Annotated in this window: 37 protein-coding genes and 1 pseudogene; 19 read left to right on the top strand and 19 right to left on the bottom strand. The window is 47.7% G+C overall.

Translation table 11 applies throughout. The features are described from left to right. From HW443_RS02600 to HW443_RS02580, 5 genes are all read left to right on the top strand, one after another. A partial coding sequence (locus HW443_RS02600) for a YfhO family protein (RefSeq protein ID WP_176237879.1) occupies nt 1-2,195 on the top strand: 2,195 nt, incomplete at its 5' end. Between the two features lie 111 nt (nt 2,196-2,306). Further along, nucleotides 2,307-2,504, top strand: coding sequence for a hypothetical protein (locus HW443_RS02595; RefSeq protein ID WP_176235289.1), 198 nt, complete (start codon nt 2,307-2,309; stop codon nt 2,502-2,504). Beyond that, nucleotides 2,501-2,647, top strand: a complete 147-nt coding sequence (locus tag HW443_RS02590) for a hypothetical protein (protein WP_176235290.1) — start codon at nt 2,501-2,503, stop codon at nt 2,645-2,647. Before HW443_RS02595 ends, HW443_RS02590 begins: the two co-directional genes overlap by 4 nt. A gap of 48 nt (nt 2,648-2,695) precedes the next feature. Continuing rightward, the gene (locus tag HW443_RS02585; RefSeq protein ID WP_176231192.1) at nt 2,696-2,980 is read left to right on the top strand and encodes a TolB family protein; all 285 of its coding nucleotides are present in this window, start codon (nt 2,696-2,698) and stop codon (nt 2,978-2,980) included. Between the two features lie 33 nt (nt 2,981-3,013). Next, complete coding sequence (locus HW443_RS02580) at nt 3,014-3,523, top strand: TolB family protein (RefSeq protein WP_176231193.1); 510 nt, start codon at nt 3,014-3,016, stop codon at nt 3,521-3,523. Nucleotides 3,524-3,645: 122 nt separating this feature from the next. Here the strand turns inward: HW443_RS02580 and HW443_RS02575 are convergent, their stop codons facing one another. Further along, nucleotides 3,646-6,129, bottom strand: coding sequence for a glycosyltransferase (locus HW443_RS02575; RefSeq protein WP_176231194.1), 2,484 nt, complete (start codon nt 6,127-6,129; stop codon nt 3,646-3,648). Between the two features lie 172 nt (nt 6,130-6,301). On the opposite strand from HW443_RS02575, the gene HW443_RS02570 reads away from it, so the two are divergent. Both HW443_RS02570 and HW443_RS02565 read left to right on the top strand, forming a co-directional pair. After that, nucleotides 6,302-6,661, top strand: a complete 360-nt coding sequence (locus HW443_RS02570) for a nucleotidyltransferase domain-containing protein (protein WP_176231195.1) — start codon at nt 6,302-6,304, stop codon at nt 6,659-6,661. Nucleotides 6,662-6,755: 94 nt separating this feature from the next. Further along, entirely contained in the window at nt 6,756-8,249 is a 1,494-nt protein-coding gene (locus HW443_RS02565; RefSeq protein ID WP_176231196.1) for a glycosyltransferase, read from the top strand. A gap of 22 nt (nt 8,250-8,271) precedes the next feature. Here the strand turns inward: HW443_RS02565 and HW443_RS02560 are convergent, their stop codons facing one another. From HW443_RS02560 to HW443_RS02545, 4 genes are all read right to left on the bottom strand, one after another. Beyond that, nucleotides 8,272-9,714, bottom strand: a complete 1,443-nt coding sequence (locus tag HW443_RS02560; protein ID WP_176231197.1) for a glycosyltransferase — start codon at nt 9,712-9,714, stop codon at nt 8,272-8,274. A 247-nt stretch (nt 9,715-9,961) separates the two neighbouring features. After that, a complete protein-coding gene (locus tag HW443_RS02555; RefSeq protein WP_176231198.1) occupies nt 9,962-11,068 on the bottom strand; it encodes a glycosyltransferase family 4 protein in 1,107 nt (368 codons plus the stop codon). Nucleotides 11,069-11,161: 93 nt separating this feature from the next. Next, nucleotides 11,162-12,361, bottom strand: coding sequence for a glycosyltransferase family 4 protein (locus HW443_RS02550; protein WP_176231199.1), 1,200 nt, complete (start codon nt 12,359-12,361; stop codon nt 11,162-11,164). 81 nt (nt 12,362-12,442) lie between these two features. After that, entirely contained in the window at nt 12,443-12,616 is a 174-nt protein-coding gene (locus HW443_RS02545) for a hypothetical protein (protein WP_176231200.1), read from the bottom strand. Between the two features lie 129 nt (nt 12,617-12,745). Here HW443_RS02545 and HW443_RS13820 point away from each other — a divergent pair, with 129 nt between their 5' ends. Continuing rightward, nucleotides 12,746-13,063: a DUF6922 domain-containing protein gene (locus HW443_RS13820; RefSeq protein ID WP_176231201.1), complete on the top strand. Its 318-nt coding sequence runs from the start codon at nt 12,746-12,748 to the stop codon at nt 13,061-13,063. Beyond that, nucleotides 13,035-13,670, top strand: a complete 636-nt coding sequence (locus tag HW443_RS02535; RefSeq protein ID WP_176231202.1) for a nucleotidyl transferase AbiEii/AbiGii toxin family protein — start codon at nt 13,035-13,037, stop codon at nt 13,668-13,670. Before HW443_RS13820 ends, HW443_RS02535 begins: the two co-directional genes overlap by 29 nt. A gap of 282 nt (nt 13,671-13,952) precedes the next feature. Here the strand turns inward: HW443_RS02535 and HW443_RS02530 are convergent, their stop codons facing one another. From HW443_RS02530 to HW443_RS02515, 5 genes are all read right to left on the bottom strand, one after another. After that, nucleotides 13,953-14,693 carry a HEPN domain-containing protein gene (locus HW443_RS02530; RefSeq protein ID WP_176231203.1) on the bottom strand — a complete coding sequence of 247 codons (741 nt, stop codon included), beginning with the start codon at nt 14,691-14,693 and terminating at the stop codon, nt 13,953-13,955. A gap of 326 nt (nt 14,694-15,019) precedes the next feature. Continuing rightward, entirely contained in the window at nt 15,020-15,511 is a 492-nt protein-coding gene (locus HW443_RS02525) for a type II toxin-antitoxin system VapC family toxin (protein ID WP_258189792.1), read from the bottom strand. 11 nt (nt 15,512-15,522) lie between these two features. Next, on the bottom strand, nt 15,523-15,789 hold the full coding sequence (locus HW443_RS02520; RefSeq protein WP_176232030.1) for a type II toxin-antitoxin system Phd/YefM family antitoxin: 267 nt from the start codon (nt 15,787-15,789) through the stop codon (nt 15,523-15,525). A 277-nt stretch (nt 15,790-16,066) separates the two neighbouring features. Beyond that, on the bottom strand, nt 16,067-16,225 hold the full coding sequence (locus HW443_RS14290; protein ID WP_455423484.1) for a DUF7718 family protein: 159 nt from the start codon (nt 16,223-16,225) through the stop codon (nt 16,067-16,069). 25 nt (nt 16,226-16,250) lie between these two features. Beyond that, entirely contained in the window at nt 16,251-16,511 is a 261-nt protein-coding gene (locus HW443_RS02515) for a hypothetical protein (RefSeq protein WP_176237877.1), read from the bottom strand. Nucleotides 16,512-16,892: 381 nt separating this feature from the next. Between HW443_RS02515 and mntA the strand changes: the two genes are divergently transcribed. Both mntA and HW443_RS02505 read left to right on the top strand, forming a co-directional pair. Next, a complete protein-coding gene (gene mntA, locus HW443_RS02510; protein WP_176235296.1) occupies nt 16,893-17,312 on the top strand; it encodes a type VII toxin-antitoxin system MntA family adenylyltransferase antitoxin in 420 nt (139 codons plus the stop codon). Continuing rightward, the gene (locus HW443_RS02505) at nt 17,254-17,724 is read left to right on the top strand and encodes a HepT-like ribonuclease domain-containing protein (RefSeq protein ID WP_219857220.1); all 471 of its coding nucleotides are present in this window, start codon (nt 17,254-17,256) and stop codon (nt 17,722-17,724) included. The genes mntA and HW443_RS02505 overlap by 59 nt, the downstream gene beginning before the upstream one ends. A 105-nt stretch (nt 17,725-17,829) precedes the next feature. Here the strand turns inward: HW443_RS02505 and HW443_RS02500 are convergent, their stop codons facing one another. The 4 genes from HW443_RS02500 to HW443_RS02485 are packed head-to-tail and all read right to left on the bottom strand — an operon-like array spanning nt 17,830 to nt 18,815. After that, the gene (locus tag HW443_RS02500) at nt 17,830-18,030 is read right to left on the bottom strand and encodes a hypothetical protein (protein ID WP_176235298.1); all 201 of its coding nucleotides are present in this window, start codon (nt 18,028-18,030) and stop codon (nt 17,830-17,832) included. A 54-nt stretch (nt 18,031-18,084) separates the two neighbouring features. Next, the gene (locus HW443_RS13815; protein WP_176235299.1) at nt 18,085-18,324 is read right to left on the bottom strand and encodes a type II toxin-antitoxin system HicA family toxin; all 240 of its coding nucleotides are present in this window, start codon (nt 18,322-18,324) and stop codon (nt 18,085-18,087) included. Continuing rightward, the gene (locus HW443_RS02490) at nt 18,321-18,560 is read right to left on the bottom strand and encodes a type II toxin-antitoxin system HicB family antitoxin (protein WP_176235300.1); all 240 of its coding nucleotides are present in this window, start codon (nt 18,558-18,560) and stop codon (nt 18,321-18,323) included. The genes HW443_RS13815 and HW443_RS02490 overlap by 4 nt, the downstream gene beginning before the upstream one ends. A gap of 27 nt (nt 18,561-18,587) precedes the next feature. Beyond that, on the bottom strand, nt 18,588-18,815 hold the full coding sequence (locus tag HW443_RS02485) for a nucleotidyltransferase family protein (protein ID WP_176235301.1): 228 nt from the start codon (nt 18,813-18,815) through the stop codon (nt 18,588-18,590). Between the two features lie 333 nt (nt 18,816-19,148). Here HW443_RS02485 and HW443_RS02480 point away from each other — a divergent pair, with 333 nt between their 5' ends. Beyond that, nucleotides 19,149-20,510 (top strand): AlbA family DNA-binding domain-containing protein, encoded by a 1,362-nt coding sequence (locus tag HW443_RS02480; RefSeq protein ID WP_176236846.1) that lies wholly within the window; start codon nt 19,149-19,151, stop codon nt 20,508-20,510. 102 nt (nt 20,511-20,612) lie between these two features. After that, the gene (locus HW443_RS13270; RefSeq protein ID WP_258188956.1) at nt 20,613-20,735 is read left to right on the top strand and encodes a hypothetical protein; all 123 of its coding nucleotides are present in this window, start codon (nt 20,613-20,615) and stop codon (nt 20,733-20,735) included. A gap of 69 nt (nt 20,736-20,804) precedes the next feature. Here the strand turns inward: HW443_RS13270 and HW443_RS13265 are convergent, their stop codons facing one another. Next, the gene (locus HW443_RS13265; RefSeq protein ID WP_258188957.1) at nt 20,805-20,927 is read right to left on the bottom strand and encodes a hypothetical protein; all 123 of its coding nucleotides are present in this window, start codon (nt 20,925-20,927) and stop codon (nt 20,805-20,807) included. A 219-nt stretch (nt 20,928-21,146) separates the two neighbouring features. Between HW443_RS13265 and HW443_RS02475 the strand changes: the two genes are divergently transcribed. Continuing rightward, on the top strand, nt 21,147-21,413 hold the full coding sequence (locus HW443_RS02475) for a ribbon-helix-helix protein, CopG family (protein WP_176236847.1): 267 nt from the start codon (nt 21,147-21,149) through the stop codon (nt 21,411-21,413). Further along, nucleotides 21,403-21,882, top strand: coding sequence for a type II toxin-antitoxin system VapC family toxin (locus HW443_RS02470; RefSeq protein WP_176236848.1), 480 nt, complete (start codon nt 21,403-21,405; stop codon nt 21,880-21,882). The genes HW443_RS02475 and HW443_RS02470 overlap by 11 nt, the downstream gene beginning before the upstream one ends. 164 nt (nt 21,883-22,046) lie before the next feature. Here HW443_RS02470 and HW443_RS02465 read toward each other — a convergent pair whose 3' ends face one another. Then, a complete protein-coding gene (locus HW443_RS02465) occupies nt 22,047-22,334 on the bottom strand; it encodes a hypothetical protein (RefSeq protein ID WP_176229735.1) in 288 nt (95 codons plus the stop codon). Nucleotides 22,335-22,336: 2 nt separating this feature from the next. Continuing rightward, nucleotides 22,337-22,645 carry a hypothetical protein gene (locus tag HW443_RS02460; RefSeq protein WP_176237876.1) on the bottom strand — a complete coding sequence of 103 codons (309 nt, stop codon included), beginning with the start codon at nt 22,643-22,645 and terminating at the stop codon, nt 22,337-22,339. Between the two features lie 26 nt (nt 22,646-22,671). Here HW443_RS02460 and HW443_RS02455 point away from each other — a divergent pair, with 26 nt between their 5' ends. The 4 genes and pseudogenes from HW443_RS02455 to HW443_RS02445 all read left to right on the top strand — a co-directional run bounded on the left by HW443_RS02455 (nt 22,672) and on the right by HW443_RS02445 (nt 24,902). After that, on the top strand, nt 22,672-24,036 hold the full coding sequence (locus tag HW443_RS02455) for an ATP-binding protein (RefSeq protein ID WP_176226635.1): 1,365 nt from the start codon (nt 22,672-22,674) through the stop codon (nt 24,034-24,036). Between the two features lie 26 nt (nt 24,037-24,062). Next, the gene (locus HW443_RS02450) at nt 24,063-24,449 is read left to right on the top strand and encodes a type II toxin-antitoxin system VapC family toxin (RefSeq protein WP_176235827.1); all 387 of its coding nucleotides are present in this window, start codon (nt 24,063-24,065) and stop codon (nt 24,447-24,449) included. Nucleotides 24,450-24,577: 128 nt separating this feature from the next. Continuing rightward, a pseudogene (locus HW443_RS13810) lies at nt 24,578-24,700 on the top strand (type II toxin-antitoxin system HicA family toxin); the annotation flags it as partial. After that, on the top strand, nt 24,693-24,902 hold the full coding sequence (locus tag HW443_RS02445) for a type II toxin-antitoxin system HicB family antitoxin (protein WP_176232028.1): 210 nt from the start codon (nt 24,693-24,695) through the stop codon (nt 24,900-24,902). The pseudogene HW443_RS13810 and the gene HW443_RS02445, both read left to right, overlap by 8 nt. A gap of 3 nt (nt 24,903-24,905) precedes the next feature. Here the strand turns inward: HW443_RS02445 and HW443_RS02440 are convergent, their stop codons facing one another. Beyond that, nucleotides 24,906-25,154 carry a PIN domain-containing protein gene (locus tag HW443_RS02440; RefSeq protein ID WP_176236851.1) on the bottom strand — a complete coding sequence of 83 codons (249 nt, stop codon included), beginning with the start codon at nt 25,152-25,154 and terminating at the stop codon, nt 24,906-24,908. 164 nt (nt 25,155-25,318) lie between these two features. Continuing rightward, nucleotides 25,319-25,621, bottom strand: coding sequence for a type II toxin-antitoxin system MqsA family antitoxin (locus HW443_RS02435; RefSeq protein WP_258188345.1), 303 nt, complete (start codon nt 25,619-25,621; stop codon nt 25,319-25,321). Nucleotides 25,622-25,908: the final 287 nt, after the last annotated feature.

Below are 25,908 nucleotides of genomic sequence, written 5' to 3'. Positions count from 1 at the left end.
CCCTTTATAGGGCTCTCATTGGAGGTGGGGGTCTGATCCGTGGCAATTTCACTGAAACAGTCAGGTACGTCGGTCTTCTTCCTCTCTTTCTTGCCGCCCTGGCCACTTTCCAAATCCGCCGAAAAGAGGTGCTCTACGCCTTTCTCCTGGGCCTGGTGGTCATCCTGGTGGCAGCCGGGACACCCCTGGAGGACGCCCTGGCCAACACTATCCCCTTCTTCGACAAGGGAAATATACTGCGCATCCTGGCTCTCCTCCCTATAAGCTTAAGCCTTCTGGCCGGCTTTGGCCTCAGCTACCTGGAGAGCTGGACTGGCCAGAACCGGAGCACAAACTACAGCCTGCTGAAGCCCCAGCCAAAAGGAAATCCTGACTCATCCGCCAGTAGTCCAAACACTGCCATCCCGCATATGAATCGCCGAACCAGCCCTGGCATGCTTCGTTTAACTTTAACCACTATCTTCCTGGCAGCTCTATTAAGTGGAGCGGCTGTCTGGACCTTCCACCGGGTGGAAGGTCTTCCCTTAAGTCTCCGCCACCTGGAGAGCTGGCTGCCTCTCCTGAGCGACCGCCCTTTGCTCCACTTTGTTATCTTTTTGAGCGCCTCTGTCCTGGTCCTATTGGCCTATGGCCTTTGGGTCAGATCCAGACAAGTGAAGCAAGGCAAGTCTAAATTAAAAGCCACCTCTCTGGTCAGTCTTGGGCACAGAGGGCTGAGGGGACCGGTCCTGAAATGGACTCTCCTGGCCTTCTTTCCCCTTTTGACCATCGCTGACCTTTTTGCCTTCGGCATCGACTACAATACCACCAGTCCTCCCGATCAGATCTATTTCTCCACCCCCGGTCTGGAGATGGTGAAAGAGGATCCCGGAATCTTCCGGGTCCTGGGCATCGGCCATGCCCTCCCCTCTAACTCCGCCTGGGTCTATTCCCTTCAGGATGCCGAGGGCTACGACCCCATACTTCCGCAAAGATACGCCGACTTTATCGCTTTCACCCAGGGGAAAGGCAGCATCGCCATCAACGGCAAGATGCGCATTGACCAGCTCTATCCCCGCCTTCTTCAGTTGCTGAACATCCGCTTCATCTTCAGCGACTCCTACCTTACCTCCCGGGGCTATTTCGTAGACCAGTTGGAGGAAGCTCAGGTCCAGACCGACCAGCCTGAGATGGTGAAGCCGGGCAACTGGCGCTTCCAGGAACACCATATCCCTATGATCCTCACCTCCCCTAACTCTACTATCTCCTTCCGAACCCGCCTGCCAGACTTCCCGGCTCAGCTCATCTTCTACCTCTCTACTGATCCCGCGACCTGGAATGAGGAAGAAGGAGACGGTGTCATCTACCGCATCCTGCTGCAGCCAGTAGAGGAGGAGAGTCCTCAAGAGGAGGGCAATCCAGGGGAAGGCCAGACAGACCTGGATCAGGTAGAGAAAGTTGGAAAAACGGAGATCTTCGTCCAACACATAGATCCTATCAATAACCAGGCCGATCGGCGCTGGTACCGCCAGATGGAAGATCTCTCCCCCTGGGTAGGGCAGGAGGTAATCTTGACCCTGGTGACCGAAGCTGGCGCCAATGACCAGAATGACTCTCCCGGCTGGGGCAATCCCATGATTGTCCCCCCGGGCTGGATCGACTCCCTGGCCCTGGCCTACGACCGGGAGATCAAAGTTTACCGTTACCTGGAGGAACAACCTCGGGCTTTTCTGGTCTATCGTTCCCGGATCATCCCGGAGGACAGGAAAATCCTGGAGACTCTCTTCTATGACCCAACCTTCCAACTCCAGCAAGAGGTCATTCTAGAAAAGGGAAAAACCTTGGGCCAGGGTGGGTCGCTTACCTCTTCCCCTCCAATGCCTCCAGAGGTGGAAATAGTCAAATATAGACAAAATGAGATCATCCTCAGAGCCAGGCCTGAGCAGGAGAGCTATCTGGTGGTGCTGGACTCCTACCATCCCGACTGGCAGGCCTTTGTAAATGGTCAGGAGGAGAAGCTGCTGCGGGCAAATTACAACTTCAGGGCCCTCTATCTCCCTCCTGGAGAACACCTGGTCCGTATAGTATACCGCCCCCGCGACCTTATGATCGGAGTGACTGTCTCGGCTCTCTCCCTGGGTGCGGCCCTGGCTCTGCTCACCTACCTGGGATGGAAACATAAAAAATCTGCCCAGGGTGAGACCCAGAAAGGGTAGAAAAGGTGAAGAGTTATTTCAAAGGTAACCGTTCCAAAAGCGGGGGTCAATTCGCCCATTTAAAATGAGCAAGACAAAAGTCCTTATCGATGGGACATAAATCGGTACTCAATGGTTATTGAGATGGGTGCCCCCGATTATGGGATGGTTACTTCAAAAGAGGAGGCAGAACCAATTTATACTGGAAAATGTACTCCAAATCGTAATTCGTTGATATCATCAGAAATGTACTCGAAATCCTTGTCTTTCACTTCCACTTCTGGCATAATGTTGGCCAGGGAGGGTGAGATAGGAAAAACCTGGGCGTGATTCTGGCCGTCCTTTTCCTGGTCGGCCTTTCCATCCTCTTCTCTGCAGTAGCTCTGCAGTTGAACCTTTTGGGCCTGGGAGGAGTAGCAGATACCGGCGAGGAAGAAACAACTGTTGGTGAGCCTTCTCCTGGCGAGGGTTAGACTCCCCCTGTTATTACGGAGGAGCCGCAGATACGAGAATGCTCTGAGGTGAGAATCATTTTTGCCATTGGCCAGGGTGCAGGTGCAGAGATCTATAGCATGAACCCTGACGGGTCCGACCTCATCCGGCTCACCTACAACCAGGTAGAAGACATCTATCCGGTTCCATCTCCCGATGGAACCAAGATAGCCTACACCTCTACCACCCCTGATGGCCTCTGGGACATCTTTGTCATGAATCCGGACGGATCAGAGATAACTCGCCTTACCACTCATCCCCGGCAGGACGCCAATGTCACCTGGTCCTTCGATGGAAGATTTATCTTCTTCTAATCCGACCGGGAGGGGCACTGGGAGACATACCGCATGAACGCCGATGGCCAGGATGTCCAAAGACTCACTTTCACCGCCGGGGGTGACTCCTGGCACCCTGCCGCTCACCCTTTCAAGGAAGAGATTGTCTTCGAGTCCGGCCCGGTAGGAGGTGAGGACCTTTACATTATCGATTTTGCCGGCGGTAACCTGAGAAAGATAGCCAATGCTGGGAGCCGCAAGAGAATGCCTGCCATCTCGCCTGATGGAAAGAAGATCGTCTATGTGGGATATGCAGGAGGTGGTGGTCGCCAGCACCAGGAGATCTTCATCATGGACTATGATGGATCCAACATCGTCCAGCTTACCGATAACCCTGAAGAAAAAGACTCTCATCCTGCCTTTTCCCCTGACGGTAAATACATAGTCTATGCGGCAGGCATAAGGGACAGCGACGACATTATAATTATGAACATTGATGGGACAGATAAGAGAAAGCTGACTTCCTCCCCCCAAGAGAAGGACTGGGATCCCTTTTTCCTCTGCCAGCCCCAAGAGCCGTAAGAGACTTCCCGGCAATCAACAGCCTTAACCCTATCCAGAACCTCCAGTATAGTGTGCTCCTCGTTGTAGAGCGGAATGATGATAGATACTTTCATGGACCTACCTGACTATTCCAAAGAATATTATCTCCCTCTCACCACATTGGCCACATACTCCCCGGTCTTTCGCCAGCCACTGCGGCGCAAATGATAAAACAACCTCCTTACATAATAAGAAAACCCTTTTCTTTGCCCCACTTTCGCCATCGGCCGAGGTATCTCCTCCTGACCCGAGGCAAGATGCTTTTTCTTGGAGGCGGAGATGCGGGGATCCTGCAGGAAACGAATAAGGGGCTTGCTCACCTCATTCCATCTGAAGCAGGGCTCCACCCGCTCCAGATTCTGGACACAGCTCTGATAAAATTCCTTATCGCTGGCCATCCTCAATATGGCCTCCACCATGGCCTCTACATCGGTTTCCTTCACCGCCAGGCCCAGGCCCTCCTCCTCCACCAGGTCGCTCAGTGAGTCTCCTTTAGTGGTGATAATAGGAAGGTGGGCCCAGATGTAGTCCAGAACCCGGGTGCGGAAGGCAAAGCGGGTCTCGATGTGCTCAGGATGGGATATCACTCCCACATCTGACTCCAGAAGATAATTCTGCCGGTCCTCGTATTCCACCCATCCAAAGTTAAGAAACACATTCTTCTCATATATGCCCAGGCTTTTAGCCAGAGAGACGGTCTCATTCACCATAGCCAGCTCCTTCACCTGAGGGTTGGGGTGTTTGACTCCCAGAAAGAAAAGCTTAATATCCGGCCGAATCTCCCAGATTTTGGTCATGGCCTTTATCAGAACTCGGGGATCAAGCCAGTTGTAAATACCTCCTCCCCACAAAAGCACAAAATCATCGGCCTCGATCCCCGGCACTACTCCTTTCAGTGCCCGTCGGGAGTGCAAGGGTCGCTTGGTGGGAAGGCCGAAGGGAACCACATCTATCAGTTTTCTCAAAGTGGGATCTTCACCAAAGGTATAAGGATTCACCCTGCCCAGGGCGGAGAGCATTCCCAGCCAATAGTCCCGCTGCTTCTCGCTGGCGCAGATGAAGAAGTCACCATAGTAAAGTTGTTGGTTTATGGCGTCCCTTACCGAAGTGTTGGTCTTAAGTTGTTCATCCATAGGATGATCTCGATATTCGATCAGAGAGGAAAGGTTAAAAGGATCATAGATATCGATAATCAGGGGTTTATTGATTTCCTTTAGGACTGGATGGAATACGAAAGTGGTGCCGCCCGCGTAGATTATATCGGCGGCGTATGCCAGATCCCTCAAGCTCTCTTTATCGTAACTTACCACCTCGAACTCGGTGGATTTGACCTCCACCTTGCCTGGCACAGCCAGCTTGACGTTGGCATACTCGCTCAGGACCGAGGCCAGATTCCACACCCGCATACCTGGACCGGCTAACTGTCTACCTATATTCTCTTTGGCCAGGATCAAGAGATTCTGCCTTCCCTCTTTACTAAAAACATCATATATCCCCAGAGCTTTCAGAATCTTGATCTGAGCTTCCTGGTACTCCGGGCTGGGAGATATGGCCAGAAACTCACCCTTGAAATAATTAAGGATGGTCTTATCGGAGCGTTTCCTTCTGCTCTGCACCTGCTGCCGCTTAACCATCAGGCGGTCCAGGTTAATTATAAACTCTCGAGCCGCCATCAGGGAGGAAGCAGCCTCCCGGGGTATCCTTTCATAATCCTGAACTTCACCCTTATAGTTAAACCGGTAGCTTTCCGGAGAAAGATCAGAGCTGACAAAGACCCGGTTAAGCTGGGTTAGCAAGGAGGAAGCCAGGATCCGACCCAGGTTATCATCATCGTAGTTTTTATATATAGCATAGAGAGCGTTCTGCTCCATATGGAAGCGCCGCTTCTCGCCTCCAAAGCGATCGGAAGTGCCATGATGTCGGTGATAAACAACAGATTTGGGGTTCCACAGCACCTTATACCCCATGACCCACAGCCTCCACCCAAAATCCACATCCTCATAGTAGGCAAAGAAGTCCTCATCAAAGCCCCCCACATCCAGAAACACATCCCGGCGCACCAGCATGGCTCCACCATTTACGAAGAGATAGTAGCGGGGGACGTCGTGCTCTCCTTCTCGAACTGGCTTTCCATAATCTATCTGAAAGCCTTTGCCCTCGAAGTTAAGCATGCTGCCCACGAAATCGATAGTCTTCCCATCCCAGCTCAACACCCGGGAACCACAACAGACCACCTCATCATCCAGGTATATGGCGTCCACCAGCTCCTTCAGCCAGTCCGCATCCACCCGGGTATCATTGTTGAGAAAAGCCACATACTCTCCCCAGGCCTGGCGTGCTCCCAGGTTGTTGGCCGGAGCAAAGCCGATGTTCTCTTTATTGGGAATGAGCATTACCTGAGGATAGGACTTCTGAACAAACTCTACTGACCCATCGGTGGACCCGTTATCCACCACTATGATCTCTATCTGGTCCAGATCGTAGTTAAGGACATAAAGACTGTCCAGACAGTCCTTGAGATATTCTCGCCCATTCAGATTGGGAATGATAACCGACACTCTGGGCAGTGCATAGTTTTGCACCATAAAAACTCCTTTGTCCAACTTTTAGAAAGGGTTTTCTCCCACCCGTTATTTCCACCCTATTATACATTAGCTGACGGCTGCAACCAACAAACCAACATAGAGATAGGCCGTAAAGGAGCTGGTTCGATTTCGTTTCCCTGCCAAAACAGGTATAATGGTCTCTGGTGAGACGATGACCAGGATAAAGCTTCCAGCTCAGGAACTCGAGCGACTAAAAGTTGGTTTGGTTTACATCTTTGGCTCTCAAACTCTAGGGATCCAAACTCCTTTGAGTGATATCGATATCGGAATTGTTTTCTTTGATCGAAAAATCTTGGATGATTTCAGAATGCGTAGGAAAACCTACACTGAACTATATGATGTCTTTGCTGATATTTTCCCCACGACCTTAGAAAAGGAATTAGACCTGGTTTTCTTGCAGCAAACACCGCTTGACTTTCAATATGATGGCATCGTAAAAGGCAAGATTCTGGATCAAAGAGATCCCAAATTTCGGGTAGATTATGAAGAACAAATCCTGGTGAGTATCTAGACTTCAAGCCAGTAGTTGATTATTTTGATTTTAGAAAGACCAGAGTTATCTAATTCCTGCCTGGGCGGTGTAAGAGAACTCTGCGAGGTAGACTATGACCAAAGTGCTTATCCTGGGCAACAACCCCCTCCCCTTTGAAAAGACCAACTACCTCTCGGCCCTGGGCCTGCGCACCTGGCAACTCACCAAACCTCTTCTGGATGATGGACATGAGGTCTGCCTGGTCTGCCTGAGGGTCCCGCAGGCCTTTGCTGTTCAGGAGCTAGAACCACTAATTAAGAAAGAAAGGCCTTTTCTCTACTACTCCCTTGATTTTACTACCTTCACTGATCCCCAGATCATACACCATATCGTGGAGGAGTTTGACCCAGATTGTCTGGTGGCCACTAACCTCTTGCCCTGCTATCAGGCAGCCCGCCTGAAGGACAAAAAACCTTTCTGGGCTGATCTGCACGGCCACGCCATGGCCGAAGCCCAGGCCAAAGCCGCCGTAGACAAGGATGATCAGTTTCTTTACAACTACTGGAACCAGGAAAGGCATGTCATTGACAAGGGGGATGTCTTCTCCTGTGTCTCCACTCCCCAGCTTTATGCTGTGATTGGTGAGCTGGGGGCCCGGGGACGCCTGAATCAGTACACTAATGGATACAACTTTGTTCACGTTATCTTTGAAGCTATTCCAGAAACGCCACTGGCCTACAACAGGGCCGCCCTTCGGGGCACAGAGGTAGCCCGGGACGACTTTGTGGTTCTTTGGAGCGGGGGCTACAATACCTGGGCTGATGTGGACACCCTCTTTAGGGCTCTGGAGGGAGCTATGAAGACTAATCCCAAAATAAAGTTTCTCTCCACTGGAGGAGAGATCAAGGGACAGGATGAGGTGACCTATTTCCATTTCTTGGACTTAATCCGAAACTCTTCCTGCTCGGCCAACTTTATTATGAAAGGCTGGCTACCGATAGAGGAGGCCAGGAGCTACTACCTGGAGGCCGATGTGGGCATCAATATTGATCAGGATATCTATGAAGTGAAGCTGGGCAGCAAAATGAGAGTTATGGAATGGCTATGGGCAGGTCTGCCTATTCTCTCTACCAGGGTCTGTGAGAGCATTCAGATCCTGGAACGAGAGGGAGTCTGCTTTACCTTCCGACCGGGAGATGCTGCTGGACTGCAAGATCAGATAATCTGGATGGCCAACCACAGAGAAAAAGTCAGGCAACAAGGAGAGTCAGGTAGAGAGTTTGCTTGCCATAATCTCAGCTACGCCAGGACCACCGAACCCTTGCGGGCCTGGGTAAATAACCCCTACCTGGCCCCTGACCAGGGCCAAAGGATAGGCTTTGAAAAGGAAAGGGACTCCCACATCTCCCACCTGGAGGACGTACTTAGGGATAAGGACAGGTTGATCCACAACAAAGACCCGGAGATCAAACAGATGAAATCAGTGATAGAGCTGAGGGATAAGGAACTGGAGGAGACCCGATCCAGGATAAGAGAGCTAGAAGCAACTTTGGATAGATACCACCGCACCCTTCCCTACCGCATCTATGCCTTGCTGCGCAGAGTCCGCGCCAGAAGGAATCCCTGATGTACTGTCTAAGAGGACGAAGCTACAAAGCCACCTCGGCTGCAGCCTCAAGAATGTCCTCCACCAAACTATCATCTCCAGCAAAACCCAGAAACTTTAATTCCCGATAGAGAGATATTGCAAAATCTGATAGCTCAGGATCAACTTGAATAGCATCTCTCTTCGGCCCAGCCCTGGCCTGTTCTCTGACCTTCTCTCCGATAACCTCCCGGGACTCCTGCCCTACTTCTTTCCACATCTGTCTACTACTAAAGTAATCTCTAAGTAAACTGAGATAGGCGTCACTGCCACCCTGGCCGGAAAACTGCTGCTCCACATACCTGCTGCCTGCCTGGCCCACCGCTTTAGCCAGCCTCCGGTTATGAGCAAAAAGCTGCAGAAAATAATTTATCCGGCTCCTAAAATCAAGCTCAGGGTTAATTTTAATGGCACAGTGCTGAGGAATTTCCCGATAAGCGCCTCTGTCGAAAAAGAGAGTGGGTTTTCCCTGGGCCATAAGTTTAAGAGTAAGCAGGGAAACTTCACCGCAATAAGGAAGATTTATGTCCACGATCAGGTCCAGGCGATTTACCAACCCAGGAATGGTAAAGGGGTCCATCCCGGGTAACATAAAAATATTTTCCTTGTGCTTATTTTTTTCAAAAGCCTTCTCCACCTTAGATAGCTCGCTGGGCTGGATTATCAAAGCAGATTGAGGGAAAAAATCTAGCAGTCTTTCGAAAGCGCCTATCATAGACTCAGCAGATCCAGGCTCTTGAGTATGGCCATGCACAAAAACAACGAAATCTTTCTCCCCTTTTAATACTTCAGCAATCCGTGAGGGATCACCTACAAGAGTATCCGGTTCTTCCTGAGAGCGTTGTGACCTCTCCAGAACATTAACTCTATGGGGAATCAGAAACAGCGGGATGTCCTCTCTTTTTCTCCTGATAAAGTTAAAGACAAACCGGTTCCGGACGATTATTCCCAGACTGAGATTAATTACTCTTTCCAGGAGAGGATATTTTATGAGATTAGTTCGATAGGAGTCAAAGCGGCCTGCCAGAATATCATCAGCCACTAATTTACCTTTGAGGCCACTGCACTTCTCCATCTCCCCTCTGAATTTTTCTTTTTCTTTTAAAGAAAGCCATTTCCTTACCAACATTTCGCTCAAGTTGAAGCTTTCTAAGAGGATAAGGCCCGGGAATTGAAGACAACTATCATAGACAAGCTCAAACTCAGGACAGCCAGCTAGTTGATACAGAAGAAGATCATATTCTTTGAAGGATGATATGGGAACAAAATCCCTGTAGGAATATACATTGGCCCGATCCTCCAGCTCTGGGGGAAGGGGGATAGAAAGATCAGTGGTGAAGAGGTCCACATCAAACTCAGCCAAAATGTCAGGCAGTATCTCTTTCTGAAAACTCTCGACTTCAGGGATACCACAGTTAAAAGCAGTAAAGAAAGCTATCTTGGGCATGGAACTATTCTAACACAGAAAAGGAGAGACCCACCGTCATCCCCCTCTCCGTAAAGAGGGGGCAGGTCGGTGCCGATAGAGAAAATCAAGCTTATAAGAGTTGGGGGGTAATTGGTTAGCTCCACCTCAGGTCAGCATCCTCCACTTTGAAACCCGTGGAGGCCTCAGCACTCCACTCAAGGCCAATCCGGTCGCTAAATCGCCAGGCACCTCTCCACGGTGGAGGTAACCGACTACCTGGCAAGAGTTATTGCTCTGAGAGTACCCTTTGGTAATATCTCTCCATCTCTCTGGCTATGGCATCCCAACTGAACTCTCTGGCTCGCTCCTTAGCTCTCAACCCAAGCTCTTTCCTGAACTCAGCATCTTCTAGCAATCTTAGCATGGCCTGGCTGAGAGCTTCTGGATCGCTGGGTCTGACCAGAATACCCGTTTTCTCCTGAAGGATAGCTTCCCGGAGGCCAGGAATATCGCTTCCCACCACCGCTTTTCCGCAAGCAGCAGCTTCCATAGCTGAAATGCCCCAACCCTCGAAACGGGAGGGCATACAAAAAAAGAGGCATCCCGAAAGGAGCCTTTTCTTTTGCTCCTCATCCAGATTGATTAAAATTTCTATCTGGTCCGAAATCTGATTTTGTAAAGCCAGTTGGGCCAGCGCTCTGGCATCTCTTTTTTGACTCTTTCCGGCCAGGATCAGCTTAAGATGAGGATACCTGGGAGACAGGCTAGAGAAGGCCTCCAGGAGAAGATCTAACCCTTTCATATATATATCTAGACGCCCCAAATACAAGAGGTAGTTTTCTTCCCCCACCGGCAGATCTAGCAGGCTACTATCAAAACCGGTGGGGCTGAAATAAACACGCTCCTTCTTAAATTTTGTCTCCAGGAGTTCCTGGACGCTCTTAGAGATCACCACTATATTTTTATAAGACCGGCTGGCATATCTTTCTGCCCAAAAGGGGAAAAACCCCAAGAGCGGATATTTTATCAAAGCATGGCTTCCCAGGAGGTGATAAAAATTTAGGATTTTGGGTTTGTCGGTGAAAAAAGAAGAAAAAGTAGGGGCAAAAGCAGAAAAGCTGTCTATTAGAAGGTCGAAGTCTTCTTTCTGGATCACATAGCGGGCTCCAAAAGTATAGCTGAGCCGGCTCAGAAGATAGTTCTTTGCGGAGCCCACCCGGATGAAGCGCAGCCCATTTTTCTCCTCATCCTTTGCTCCGGGAAAGTTACCCGTGGCTATGGTAATCTGGTGGTGTCTCGCTAATCTACGGTTGATCTCCCAACATCTTTGACTCCCACCCCCTCCACACCAGGGATTATCCAGGTCATCGTAAATTAGATGAAGAATCCTCACGGCAACCTCTTCATAGCTTAAGACCGATTGTAGTATGGCACATGAGGAAAGTACTTTCTATTTTTTCTCAGCGGATCTACACCTCGAGCTGGCCTATGCCAGCGCGGTGAGTATCTGCTCAATCCTTCGGGCATGAAGCTCCCAACTATACTTCTCCAGGATCAGCCTTCTCCCCCTCTCTCCCATCCTGGATGACTCCTCTAAGTTATTCAGCAGTCTGAGTATGCTTTCTGCCAATCCCCTGGTATCCCCCTCTCGATATGTCAACCCCGCTCCATCTAAATAGGCGGTGATCTCTCCTACATCTGAGACCACCACAGGCCTGGCCATGGCCATGTACTCGAATAACTTTATGGGGCACCACCAAAACCCATATTTATCGTATAACTTCCTTCTGCCCTCATCTCTTTTGGTGTTAAAAGGGGCCACTAACACCTGGCAGAGATCTAAATAGGCGGGTATAAGGGGGTAGTCTATCTCTCCTAAGAAGATTATCTTTTTTAGAGCTCGTTTATCTCGGTTGCCTTCTATGAGCTGTCCTATCTGGTCTCTGCTCCCCCCTATTACCAGCAGCCTGACCGAGTTATCTTTCTGACATACTATTTCAAAAGCATCTACCAGATCCTGAAGACCATGCCAGGGCATAAAAGAGCCCACAAAGCCGATCACTCTCTCTTCCTGGCCTAACCCAAGATCCGCTCTTTTCTCATCAGACCCTGGTTGAGGCTTAAAAAGTTGGGGGTCTGCCCCGTTGGGAACTACTACTATCTCCTTTTTAAAATCGTCTTGCAATATGTTTTTTAAAGATTCGGTCTGAGTTATTAAGCCCTGGTAAAGACTAAAGTGAGCCTTTTGAAAGATTTTCAGGATTTTATAGAGAACTTTCTTTTTACCAAATCTAACCTCCAGGATGGGGATGTTAACCTCCAAAAGGGTAGGGATGCCCAGGAGCTTACCGATAATTCCAAAATGAGTCCTGGTCAGCTCATACCTCTCATAAATCAAATCCAGGCCACACTCCTTTTTCCATCTTCTAACTTTTCCTAAGGCAGAGATAAAAGAAATTATGAACCTGGGCAGATTCACAATTAAGGCAGACCAATCTTCCAGATGGTAGACCAGGCCGTCCTCCTGAAAAGTGGCTCCCTTCTTTCTGTCAGCTCCTCCCGGCTTCAGCGCCACCTGGACCTCATGACCTCTTTTTTGAAAAGCCCGGGCCACATTATAGACATGGGTAAAGCCGGCGTGTTTGGCTTTATAGCTTTGATTGAGGGCCACATAAAGTATCTTCATAGCCAAGATCCATTGTAGCACAGCACATGAGGAAAGTAGTTTCTGATTCAAAACCTCAGAGTGGTCTTGGACTCTTGCAGATTAGGGAACATTGACCGGCCCGATCACCCGCCCAAGCAGCCAGGGCTCCTCCTGAGAGCCGGCTTCCAGGCTCAAGACCTCCCCATAGCTCTCTGGAAAGGAGAGACCGGCCATCTCCCCGGTCTTCCTGAAGAGAGGAGCCAGGTCGGTACCCATGAGAAGGATCAGGCCCACAATGACTAGACACAGCTTCCGCTAAGAGGACAGGTCGTGGTTCTGGCACAGAGAAACTCCACTAGCTCCCCAGATGCCGATCCAAACCCTCATTGGCCAAAAAGGCAAGAAAGCAATATAATAGGTAGTATGGAGAATAAGAAACCCTCCCTGGAAAAACTAAAAAAGCTATTTTGGTCGGCTAATTTTGAGAAACTTGATATTGTAAAAGACAAGGCCTACATTATCCACCAAACTCTTGCCTTTGGTACCCTTAGTGATATTAAACTTCTTTTTAACATATATTCGCCCGAAGAAGTCCGCCACATTTTTCTTAAACAACCCCAGCCGCTCTATTCTCCCCCAGGATTGAACTTCCTCCAAAAATATATTCTCCAAATTGAAGATGCCAGACTTTCTAAGGAGCGCTATATCAAAAATGTTTTTGGACCAATTACTCGACCCTAAAAGAAAAGAAATCTTTCAAAAGCTTTCTGCGTTTGGTAAAGTGGCGGTCTTGGGTGGTGGAACTGCCCTGGCCCTACAGTTAGGACACCGAAAATCTTATGATTTTGACCTTTTAACGGAGCGTCCAATTAGCTCAAAAGTAAAACAGCAGGTGTTGGCAACTTTTGGTAAGAAAAAAATACAAATTCTAAATGATACCAGCGGCGAACTTACTTTCTTTACCCACGATCAAGTAAAAATTACCTTTTTACACTTCCCTTTCCCACCGTTACACTCATTAATAACGACCCTGCCACTACCGCTTTTCGACATAAAGGACCTCGCCTCCCACAAGGCCTATCTTCTGGGCAGAAGACCGGCATACAGGGATTATGTTGATATTTATTTCTTGCTCCAATACGGATTTTCTCTAAAACAAATTATCAAAGAAGCCCAGAGGCGCTTTGAGGGTGGGTTCTCCGAAAAGCTTTTCTTACAACAGTTAACCTATTTTGATGACTTAGATGATTTTGAAATCGAATTTATAGGAGAAAAGCAGCCTTCCCCTCCAGAAGTGAAAAGGTTTCTAGAAAAAGAAGTCAGAAACTATCTTAGTCCAGATTTTTAACCTTCGATGAAGTCTGTTTCATTTTGTTCGTCCCCTTATCCTGCCACATAATAGGTAACCGGGAAAATAAGCTCGTTGTGAGCTATGGTATTAAGGTTTTAATCCTGATCCTAAAGACCAAATCCTGCGCTTCCCTGATGACATCGTCACTTATTTCAACCATCCCTATCCTCTTGCAATTGGAAAGGAAGGCATCTTTAGCCAACACTAGAGGTGGATACCTTGTGGTGAGTGGGAGGGATGACGGATCAGTATCCGGGTTAGATGTTAGAAAGAACACGTCTAGTTTTCTATGGGGTAATTATAACTTTCTCTGAAAATAGCCACTAACTTTTTAGCTAAATCTATCGCTTTTTCCGCATCCTCTTTAGTAATGAGAGCATGAAAGTCATAACGAGCCTTGTTTCGAAGCTGAAGATTTCTATTTAGGCCTCGACCTATCTGGTTAGGAACAACTTCTGTTTTTACAAAAAGCTCCCCGAACATACCAATAATTCCCCCGTGAGAAGTGGGAATATCGCTCAGCTTAAGAAGGAGCAAACCTTTAGCGCATAGTTCGGCGGCATTGTAAGCAGCATCCACTGCTAAGCGGTAAAGTTCATTTTCCAGGTTAAGTTCGGCTCCTTCCAGGTATTCCTGGGCCAACAGTTGGTAGTTTAAGGCTTCCTTCTTTTTTGATTCCTCTTCCTTCATGGTGAAGACCTCCTCACCGTCCTTCAAGGCTGAATATAAAAAATATGATGGAGAAAACCTAAGATCATCCAGGCAGTAAATGAGAGGTTCAACGCTCTCTTTTAATTCGATAGCTGTTTCTAAAGAGGCCTGGGCGCAGGCTTCCGAAATTTCCGCCAGGTTACTGGTACCAAAAACAAGAAGGTCCACATCACTATCAGCATTTGCCATATTCTTCCCAACACTTCCAAAAAGAACAATTTTGGCCACTTTGTCTTTAACTTTGCTGGAAAGAATTTTTTTAGTAAACTCTTCTAAAGCTTTCCTTTTCTTTTCTAGAGTAATTGCCACCGTGATCTTGTCCTCCCTCTTCGTCCCCTTATCCTGCCACATAATAAAGAGAGGTCATTGCTCATCTTCCTGCGCCCGCGACCCTCATCATCGCTTATGATCTCTTTTACTTTTTCTTGCATGGCCAGGGCAATAACTGCCTCATCGCCTTTGGTAATTCACAAATGGCTTCTTTAACCTCTTGTTCATAGCCTTTTCCATATCCCGCTTTCTATGCGCTGCTGTTTCTGTTATAAAACGGCCTGATCGTCTGCACCAGCAGCCAGGGCATCCCCTGAGAGCCAGAGTCCAGGCGGGAGACTTCCCGGTAGCCCTCCCCGAAGATCTCAGCTCGAAAGATGATCCTTGCTCTTCTCCAGGCTCTCCGTCTCTCGGCTACAGTCCTTTTGGGATGCTACACTGCTGCCATAGTCTTCGATCCACAGCACCCAGGGAAGCTCTTTTCTTACTGCGTTGTAGAGCCGGCAGTCTGCCGTTATCAGGCAAGCTCCCCGCGCTTCTGCCAGGGCCAGATAGGAGGCATCATAGGCACTTCTTCCATAGCTCTCCGAGAGGGACAGGGTGCGGGGAAAGAGCTCTCCTATTTCCTCTCGGCGCACGGCCACCTTCTGAAAGTTCTCTACTATGTGGATCATCTGCTCTCCTTGCAGTCGGCCCTTTCTTAAAGCCACCAGGGCTCCGTTCAGGACCTCGTAGTCGATAAGGGAGGGAGCGTGAAGTTCTACTTTCTCCTCCACATGGTCCCGCAGGAGACTTAAGGCCTGCTCTGCCCCTTCTTCATCGGGGAAATACCACTTCAGCGCCACACTAGCGTCGATGACCCAGGCTTTCAGGATCTTTCCTCCAGCTCTTTTCTGGACTGCTCATAGAGTTCTCGAGCCGTTACCCCAGAAGAGGCCAACCTTCTCCTTAGCTCCAGAAGTTCCAGGAAAGCCTCCATCTTCTGCTGTCTTCGGTACTCCTCAAAGGGGATAATGGCTGCCACCGGCTCGCCCCTTTTGGTGATAACAACCCCTTCCTTGCCCTCCTGAGTTTGCCGGACCAGCCTGGTAAAGGACTTTTTACCTTCAGCTATGGTCACCCTGGTAGATCCCATTTTAGTCACCTCTTATAGTCATAACTAAATATTAGCATCTCACAAGAAGACGTTTTGGTCAAGGCCCTCACTATTGAGGAAAGTGCTTTCTGCTTTTCCCCAGCCGCCACAGATCCGGGGCCACAAGTACCAGATAGAGAGGCATGGCGGCCAGGCTGGCCCATCGTGAGACCATAAGGCGATCCATACCCCGATATTCTACCAGTTGCAGCTATCCGTTTTATTAATATCCCCTTTCAGTTACATTTTAGAAAATCAACGGTGGCAAAGGTGAAAGCTATGTTATACGTCTCAAAGAAGAGCGGCTGCTTACCACCTCGCCATTCGCTCTGATCACGTCCTTATGGGCGAAGCCATGAGCAGTGTCATATCGCACCACGGGTCTCCAGGGGAAACGTTGACAGAACGTACCGGCTGTACTGGTATTTATTTCCATTTCAACATTTTGGGCTCATCCCATTCTATATGTCGTAAAAGTTTCCTATCCTCGGGGGCATAGAAAATGCAGTGCCTGTCATAGATATTGACAGTGAAATAACTTTCTCCAGACAGATAATTTCTTCAGTAGGATATGCCTTCTCAGTAAGCATTCTGACCGCTTTATATAATCTGCTGTCTTGTATTTGTGACTCAACCCTGTGCGGCAAATTTCGTTGGAGTTGCGAGAAGATGTATTTGGGTTCAAAATTATGTTGTTCTCTGATCTCTCCGAGCTTTACCATCGCAGTTACCTTCTGGCTCCTGGGACAACTTTCTCTGTTAATGTATCCTATATGTCCGTTGAAGTAAATAAATCGTGGAAACCTGTGGGCGTCGATATCCTGGATGAGATCAAGAGGGTTTTCCTAGTTTCCACTAAATTTAGAGAAGAACTTTTGATTCTAGCTATTTCTGAGGGGAGTTTCAGATTCTGTGATATAATTTTGCTACGTAAAGTTGATAGGAGAAGCGACAAACAGAGCAGAATATACAGCTATAGTGCGCAAAAGCAAGCCTGAGTATGTTGCTATATGTTTGGAGCTCAATGTCATACTGACCCCTTTGCCAAGACATTAAGAGGATGGATTGGGAGTCTTTAGTATCAGGGAGCTGAAGAGGGAAGGATGGGAACAATACTAGACCTTCTCAAGGATTACTTAGAAGGCAGAAAGGATGTAGCCTTTGCTTTCCTTTTTGGTTCAGCGGCCAGAGGTAAACTCCGCAAGGAAGGTGATCTAGACATTGCCGTATACTTCTGGCCCGAAAAAGATATAGAGTGGGAAGCTTTTGACAGGAGATATAAAGGAGAAAGTAGCATTGCCCTTGATCTGGAAGGGCTCTTGAAGAAAGAGGTTGATCTTGTAGTACTCAACAGGGCAAGGGCAGTCCTTGCAGATGAGATTGTGAGGAAAGGAAAGCCTATAATAATCAAGGATAGAGGGATTTTTATGAATTTCCTTTGTATCGTAAGTGATGAAGCTGAATATGTTAGGAACTGGTTTGAGACCTATTATAGGGAGAGAAGAATTGCATCAAACCGATAGAGCAAAACTCATCCCTCATATAGAGTATTTGGAGAAGGAGCTACCATTCTTTGAAATTTATGAAAGAGAAATCGACTGGAAGGTTTATCAATCACAGAGAAGTAAGAGATTGGAAGTGGAGAGATGGATTGAATGTCTTATCAATGCTACTTTAGATATCTCGAAGATGTTCCTCACCATAAAGGAGGAAGAGATCCCGGAGACTTCAAGAGAGGTTCTCTTTAAAACAGGCTCCGGTATTTATGATAAGGAAGAAGAAGCAGAGGCCTTTTCAGAACTTGCCAAAATAAGGAATACCCTTGCCCATCGATATCTGGATATAAAATGGCAGGATATAAAAAGGTTCTTTCAAGTAGTGCCCAAATTATACCCTGCTTTTTTAGATTACATAAAAAAGGAACTGGAAAGATGAATGCAGGGAAAGATGACCAGTTTGACAACCGGCAGGCTTACTGGCTTGAGGAAAAGTAGCCTGTTTTTTTCTGCTCTTGAAGGAAACTCACTAAGGGTGGGCTCGTTAAAGCAAGGTCATGATGCAGTTGTCCAAGTCTAAACCATAAAACGGACTAACCACCCGCACCAGCAGCCAGGGCACCACCTGAGAGCCAGCGTCCAGGCTGGAGACCTCCCCGTAGCCTTCCGGAAAGGAGAGACCAGCCATCTCCAGATTCTTTTCTTTGAGCTCCTGATCGAACTCAGGAAAGATCAAATGTGGCACGGGGAGAGGGTAGGTTTTGTATAAGCTGTAGTGGCAGGGCAGAGTGGGAGAATCTTAAGTGATTAGGCCAAGGCGTTTGAGGTCATCCTCGCTCCATCTTGTTCCCTGTAGGAAACTCTGGAGAGTTCCGGGAGGAAGGGTATCCTTAGCATGGTGGTAATGAATAACTACACGGCGGCCATCATGATGTCGATAGACCCTTTGACTGCCTTTGCGCCAGGTGTATGGAAATCCATCTGGTTCAAGTGCTCTAATAAGTTCTCGGACAGGTGTGTTCTTGAGTTTACCAATCATAAGGAAACTGCTACAGCTGGCTCATCTATAACCTCTATTTCATCCGACGGCGTTGGGAGTCCCTCTCCCGCAGCTATCCTGTCTTCCAGGTATATCTCAGCAGCATCTTTTATGTTTTCTAAGGCCTCCTGTCGGGAATATCCCCAACTGGAACAGCCTGGAAGGGAAGGGATTGATGCACTCCATCGCCCATCTTCTTCCTCTTTGAGTACTACTCTTAAAACAAGGGTCTTCACTGTTCACCTCCGGTGTTATTTTATTGATCAAAACACATACTGACAGGTGCAGAATATATCATGATAAAAACAGCAAATCTTGCTTTGGTCAAGGCAGGTGATCACAAGGTCCAGGTCGCTCCCCTTGTGAACGTAACCGGATGCCAGTGACCCAAACAAAATGATCTTTTCCGGTCCGTACTCTTTGACCAGAACAGCGACAATTCTTTCCCGTGATCTCTCCAGGAGATCTTTTCTCTCAGCAATCGTGGCCATGTTTGATCAAGCGGCTCATCTTTAATATTCAAGGGCAGGAATTGTTTTTTTCGATCGCAGAATTTTGGATGATTTCAGAATGCGCCGGAAAACCTACACTGAGCTATATAATGTCTTTGCTAATAGGAAAAAGCCAAGGAAGTGGCGAGACTGGCCCTGGGCGATTATGTAGCCTTAAGTCTCTTGATCAGTGAGCGCACTTTTTGTACAAAACCCATAAGTTATACATCTGTAGGTTAAATTTGCCAATCAGGTAGAATTGAGTATATAATATTGCCGGCAGTTGCCGGCTATTGCCGGCAAACTAGTGCACCAGTAAGAGGAGAAATGTCGATGCATCTACAAGCTATTCTGGCCGAAGGCGAGAGTGAAAAGGTCGAATTTAAGACATCTCTTTCTGACCTCAACCGCCTGGTTGAAGAAGTCGCAGCCTTAGCCAACACCAGAGGTGGATATCTTGTGGTAGGTGTTAGGGATGACGGATCAGTATCCGGGTTAGATGTGGGAAGAGGTACTGTAGAGCGAGTCTCCCAGATGCTCATGGACCACACTGATCCCAAGATCTTCCCAGAGCTTTCGGTGGAGGAGATCGAGGGCAAGAGGATTCTGGTGATCCGAGTGCAGGAGAGTCACAACAAACCCCACCTTGCCTTTGGTAGACCCTGGAAAAGGGTAGGTAGGTCATCGGTGCAGATGTCGCGGGAGGAGTATGAACGTATACTCCTGGAGAAGCACCGGCAGAAGTTGCGCTTTGACAACAAAATCTGTGCGAACGCTACACTAGAGGACATCGACGAGAACAAGATCAGAAAGTTCCTGGAGAAAGCTTCCGCAGAAAGAGGTCTGGAATTGTCTTCTCCGTGGAAGGTGGAGGAGGTGTTGGAGAGACTCGGTCTGATGCAGAAGAACCAACTGACTAATGCGGCGCTTCTGCTGTTTGGTAAAACCCCCCAGCAGTTTTTCCCCCAGGCGGAGATTCGGTGTGCCAAATTTCGGGGGACAGCGCCTGGGTTGTTTCTGGATATGAAAGTACTGGGAGATGCCATTACCGTTCAGATTGAGGAGGCCGTGAAGTTCGTTCTGAGCAATATTCGACTGGTACCCTCTCTCGATCAGATCCAGCGGGAGGAACAGTGGGAGTATCCCCTTCCTGCCGTCCGTGAGGCTATTGTCAATGCCTTAGTCCACCGAGACTATAGCTCTTCTGCGAACGTCCAGATCTCCATCTTCGATGATCGGTTGGAAGTGCGAAATCCAGGGTTACTTCCAGAACCCCTGACCCCAGAGGCGCTCAAAGGTACTCACCCCTCTATTCCCCGGAACCCCCTCATGGCAAAAGCCATGTTCCTGTGGAAATACATCGAACAGTGGGGTAGAGGGACAAACCGAATCATGGAGCAGTGCCTTGGATACGGGCTGCCGGAACCTACCTTCCTGGAAGAGCTGGGAGGATTCGTCGCCGTTCTGTACGGAAGGAGATACCTGGTTGAGGAGCTTAACCAACGGCAACGGCAACTGCTTGCCCACATGGAAGCCAAGGCAAAAGAAATCACACGATCTCAGTACCAAAAGTTAGTCAATATTCCCGATCGGACAGCACGGATGGATCTGGAAGATCTGGTGAAAAGAGGCTATCTGCAGCGACTCGGAAGGGGGAAGAACGTTAAGTATGTACTCAGAGGATTCTCTCCGTAGCCGACGAACCTGTCCAATATCTAAAGCCGGAACAACTCCGCTCCTGACACGTACACCTAACTGCCTCTCAGGCTAAGAGAGCGCTATTTCTGGGATAACATAGTGGAACGAGTGATCCATCGAGATATCCCCTCTGTGGTGGAGATTCGTAAGGCAGACGCTCAGGCTTTGAAGGAGCTGAGGGAAGGAAAGACCATTTCGCTTGAAGACCTTCTCAAGGTCTAGATTTGTGAAGAGTTAGAGGTCAGACTTTACAATTCACAAAAGGGTCATTGATGGGGGTCATTATAGTTCTTATTGAAGGTGAGGAAAGTACTTTCTGCTTTTCCCCAGCCGCCAGAGATCCAGGGCCACAAGTACCAGATATAGAGGAATAGCAGCCAGGCTGGCTAAGCGCAAAACAATAAGGCGATCCATACCCCGATATTCTAAAGCCCATAGAGAACTAGACGCCTTCTTTCCGCAGGGTAATCATACACACAGGGAGACCGGGAAGGAGAAAGAGAACCTGTCCACGCATTGAATTTTTCTATCCGGAGCCGCTTTAGGTTACACGTCAGACCAAAGCTCTCGCATCTTGACATTAGAATACCAAAGTGTTAGAATGCCCATAACCAAACAGTGGAGGTGGTTTTAATGCGCACTACTATCGACATACCCGATGAGCAGAGAGCTGAGTTGCTATCTTTAGCTGCCAAAAGAGGATTGAGGGGCTATTCCGATCTGGTCAGAGAGGCTGTGGAGCTGTATTTAGCCCGGGCTCACAACGAGGAAAAAAGAAAGGAAAAAGTGCTTGCCCTGGAGGGTATCTGGGCAGAAGAAAGTCCAGAGCAGATAAATGAAGCTATTGACTCGGCCTGGTCAGGTTGGGATATGAAGGAGCGGGAACACAATGGTCTATGAGGTAGACCAGGAGAATAATACTGCCCAGAGAGCACTTTCTTCTTCCCTCACCCACAACGGAGTTAGAAGTCCCAAAATAGTGGCAGATACAGACATTATTGTAGATTATCTTCGGGGCCAGATGCCTCAGGCCCAGGTGTTCAAAGAACTCCTGTTGCAGGACCGTCTTCTCTTTACTGCCATTAGTGCTTACGAATTGCGGGTTGGCTCCCGGGTGACCCGCCGCCAGGCCGATCTTGCCGTGTTATTCCAGGAAGAGATAACCTTGCCCCTGGATCTTCGAGCAGCCATAGCCGCAGGCAAGGTTATCACTCAATTGCGAGAGAAGGGAGAAGAGATAGGCCCAGGCGATGTCCTTATTGCTGGTATATGCTTACGCCACCAGTTGCCTCTCTTGACCAGGAACGTGGAACATTTTAAGCGAGTTGAAGGTCTGATCTCTTATACCCCAGAACAGCTCCAGAAGTAGAGTCGTCCTTTATAGTTAGTTCACACTAAAAATGGGGTTGGCGTTGTGGCCTGGAGCAAAATTTTACAAAAATAGGCCGAGAAAGCCCCCGATTTTAATCCTGGGGATAAATCAGCTAAAAAATAGGTTAGGCATTCTGCCCATGTCCGTACACATCCAGATAGCTAGTCAGTAGAAACCTGTCGTTCTTTCTCGATCCGCTCATGTACCCAAATTGCGACCAGCTGTGAGTAAGGAATACCCTTGTGCCTGGCGACTCGCTTGAGCATTGAGATATCCCGTGGATCCAGACGAACTGAGACAGGGCGACGGGGCAGTCGGGTCGCCTTGAACAGTTCGGCTCCCTCAAGCGTCTCTTCAATCTGCTCGGCAGTTTCCCTACGAGCAGCATCCTCCCACTCATAAGCTTCTTTTTTGAGCGCTTCACGTATTTCCTTTGGTACCTTGGACATAATCATCTCCTCACTTTTCTAAGATAGCTCTTACGGGCAGTTGTAGACATCTTATATGCTGTCACACATCGCCACACACCATATTCTGGATATGGTGCTACAATCACCTCCCAAAAGTTCCCGGCAGCATCAGTTCCCCAGAGCTGGTAGCGGACCTCCGACTGCCGGACGCCACGTTGCCGTTTGCTCCGTACAGCAAGGGTGGGCAGCGGTCCCTCCCCGTAGTTTCCGGGAGACTCCAAATCTGCCCCCTTTCCCATCTCACTAAAAAGAGACCAGGTATTGTCAATCTCAGTGACATAGAGTACCATAATTATGTCATCAGGAGTGACAGACTATGGCAGAGTTTTTTGACTTTTCTCTAAACCAAAATCCCTGGTGGGAGACAAAAGCTGCTATCAGCAAAGATAGCAAGATTGTGGATTTTGAAGAGGCCAGGTTGAAGTGGCATCCTCAATCTGTTTTAAATCTGCCTTTGACCACGGGGGCGGTTCACATCATTTATGGACCTCGTCAGGTCGGGAAAAGCACGGCCTTAAAACTCCTCATCAGAAAGCTTTTAGCTAAGTATGATGCTCACAATATTTTTTACTTTAATTGTGATTTACTGGCGACCCGCAAAGATCTCGTAGAATTGCTGACCGATTATTTGAATTGGGTGAAAGCCAAAAGGGGTAAGAAATTTCTCTTTCTAGATGAGATTTCTTCGCTTCCGGACTGGCCTTTTGCCATTAAGTGGTTAATTGATAGTGGTCTAGGTAAAAATGCCGTTTTTTTTCTAACTGGTTCAACCAGCATTCACCTAAAAAAAAGTGGCGAGTATTTGCCCGGCCGAAGAGGAGAGGGAAAAGACGTTTTTCTTTATCCGTTGTCATTTTTCGAATTCCTTAAGCTCTTCTATCCGAAGGCAGAACAATATAAATTTGATGGCAAATTTTCCGCCCTCAAGAACTTCTGGCACAGCGTCAAAGTGGCTGTTCCTGATTTGCCAGAAAAAACCCAACAGTTTTTCTTAACTGGTGGGTTTCTTCGGGTAATTAATGAATCTTCCCCCTCAGGGACAATCAACTCATCTACAGTTGAGCTTTATAAAAGCTGGCTCAAAAGTGAAATGGCTAAGAACGAGAAAAAAGAAGTTCTGGTGAGGGTAATTTTGGAAAAGGTTTTTGAGTCTCTGGCAACTGGCATTTCCTATCAATCGGTAGCCCAATATGCTGATTTAGGTTCCCACAATACCGCTCGAGATTATCTACAGTTCCTAAAAGACAGCTTTTTTCTTCTAGAAGCACCGCTCTTTGAAATCTCTCAAAAGAGGGTCTTGTGGCGCAAGAACAAGAAGTTTTATTGTTCTGATCCCTTTATTTTCTGGTTGCTTTTTAGCTTCGTTTTTGGAGGAGAAGATGTTTCTCAAATAGCGTCTAGAAAGCTTAAAGATCCTGATTTTTTAGCCAAATTCGTCGAAAACCTGGTAGGCACAGAGATTTCCAAAAAAGGCAAGGAACTTTTTTATTATCAAAACAGAAGGGAGATAGACTTTGTTTTTCAAGACGACACTTTGCCAATCGAGGTCAAGTATCAAAGAAGAGTTATTCCGGCTGATTTTAGCTACTTGAAAAAGGGAATTGTTATTTCCAAAAGCGACTTTTTTGTCGATAAAGAAGTGCTTGTCTTGCCACTTGATTTATTTCTACTGCTTGGATAAGATAAGTCCCGCCTCCTGGTACCCCTGTGGTTATTTTAGCCAAAGCCATAAAGGAGACTGGTCTTACAAAATACATCAACGCTATCAACTTAGGTGAAATCATCTATTCAACCAAAGGGGAGTTTGGCGACCAGAAAAAGTTGGAAGTCCGCGCCCATACTGAAAGATTGAACTTTGCTATTCTTCCTGTGCCGAATGAATTGATATTCCAGGCAGCGGAATATAAGGCTCAATATAGTATCTCTTATGCCGATAGTTTTGCACTTGCCTCTGCTATGGTTCAAGATGTAAATAATCTCCAGAAGCTCTTATTGAAGGTGAGGAAAGTACCTTCTGCTTTTCCTCAGCGGCCAGAGATCCAGGGTAACCAGTATGGGGTAAAGAGGCATGGCGGCCAGGCTAGCCCATCGTAAGACCATAAGGCGATCCATACCCCGATATTCTAAGGTCAGATCGTAGTCTCCCCCTTCTTCTATGAGCCAGATGTTGCCACCCTCCTTTCCCGGATGGAGTGCATTATAAACATGTTCTCACTAAAGATAAAATCTTAGAAATTATGAATATTCAACCTCTTAAAGACGGAAGGGCAAAGGCTTATCAGGTGAAACAGGTAAGAAATCTGATCTTAAAATACAAGATTCACAAGGAGGTTAAAGATGTTTAAGTATGAGGTGATCATATATTGGAGTGAAGAAGATGGATTGTTTATTGCAGAGGTCCCAGAGCTGCCAGGGTGCATGGCAGATGGAACTACATATGAAGAGGCTATACGTAATGCAGAGATAGTAATTTCAGAATGGATAGAAACAGCAAAAAGTCTCGGAAGAGAAATCCCAATCCCTAAAGGAAAGCTTGTTTGTGCATAAATCCTAATGCTCTCTTTCCAGTCGGCCCTTTCTTAAAGCCACCAGGGCTCCGTTCAGGACCTCATAGTCGATCAGGGAGGGAGCGTAGAGTTGCACTTTCTCCGCCACATAGTCCCGCAAGAGGCTTAGGGCCTGCTCTGCCCCTTCTTCATCGGGGAATATCAATGGATCGAATTGCATCAGATTACTTTTTTGGTACCGTTCCGATTTAGTGTGGGTATTTTTGCCCGTTCCGCATCTTGAAAAGCTCATAAACTCCTATTCCGATCTCTTAACTTATGAGGACACTTGACAGTTTTTAGCCATGGAAACCCCTTATCTTTTTGTACAAAAAGATAATTTAGCTATATTCCCTTGTCAAAGTACATTTTTAGCCGTTTTACCCACACTAAATCGGAACGGTCTCACTTTTTTAATTATGCTACCACTAAAATAGCTTGCAACTTTTCTTCTAATGCTTCAATCATATCTTGGATTGCCGCGACTTCTTTTTCCTCAAAGTATCTTTCACCACACTGGGAACAGACATAAGCGGGAACTTCCTCAATGAATAGGTGATACCCCTTTCTGTCGACTGTATAAGCAACTGTTGCCTTTTCCATTTCACCATTACATAATAAACATTTCATTTTTTCCTCCTCGTCTTGAAGTCCGCTTCCCATTTTTCCTTTGAACAGCATTAGCCACCTCTCGAGCCCATCCTCCGACCCGATCTTCAAAGTCCCACGGCCCTGCTTCCAACTACTAGGGCTCTAAGGTCTCCCCAACATTTCCACTAATACTAATACATGGATATCAAATGTGGCAATAGGTGGAGCAGGTTCAGTCTGTCAAGGCAAATTCAGTCAAATCGATAAAACGGTCTGATCACCCGCAGGAGCAGCCAGGGCACCATATGCGAGCCAGCGTCCAGAGAGGCTGTCTAAAAACTCCAATTTCAAAAACTCATCTCCCACTTCGCCCCTAAAAAGGAGCTAATTTCGCATAAAACTTCCCACATTGACCT

The organism is Candidatus Hakubella thermalkaliphila (assembly GCF_013281975.1).
Classification (GTDB): Bacteria; Actinomycetota; Humimicrobiia; order Hakubellales; family Hakubellaceae; genus Hakubella; species Hakubella thermalkaliphila.
This window is presented reverse-complemented; position numbering and strand designations above follow the sequence as displayed.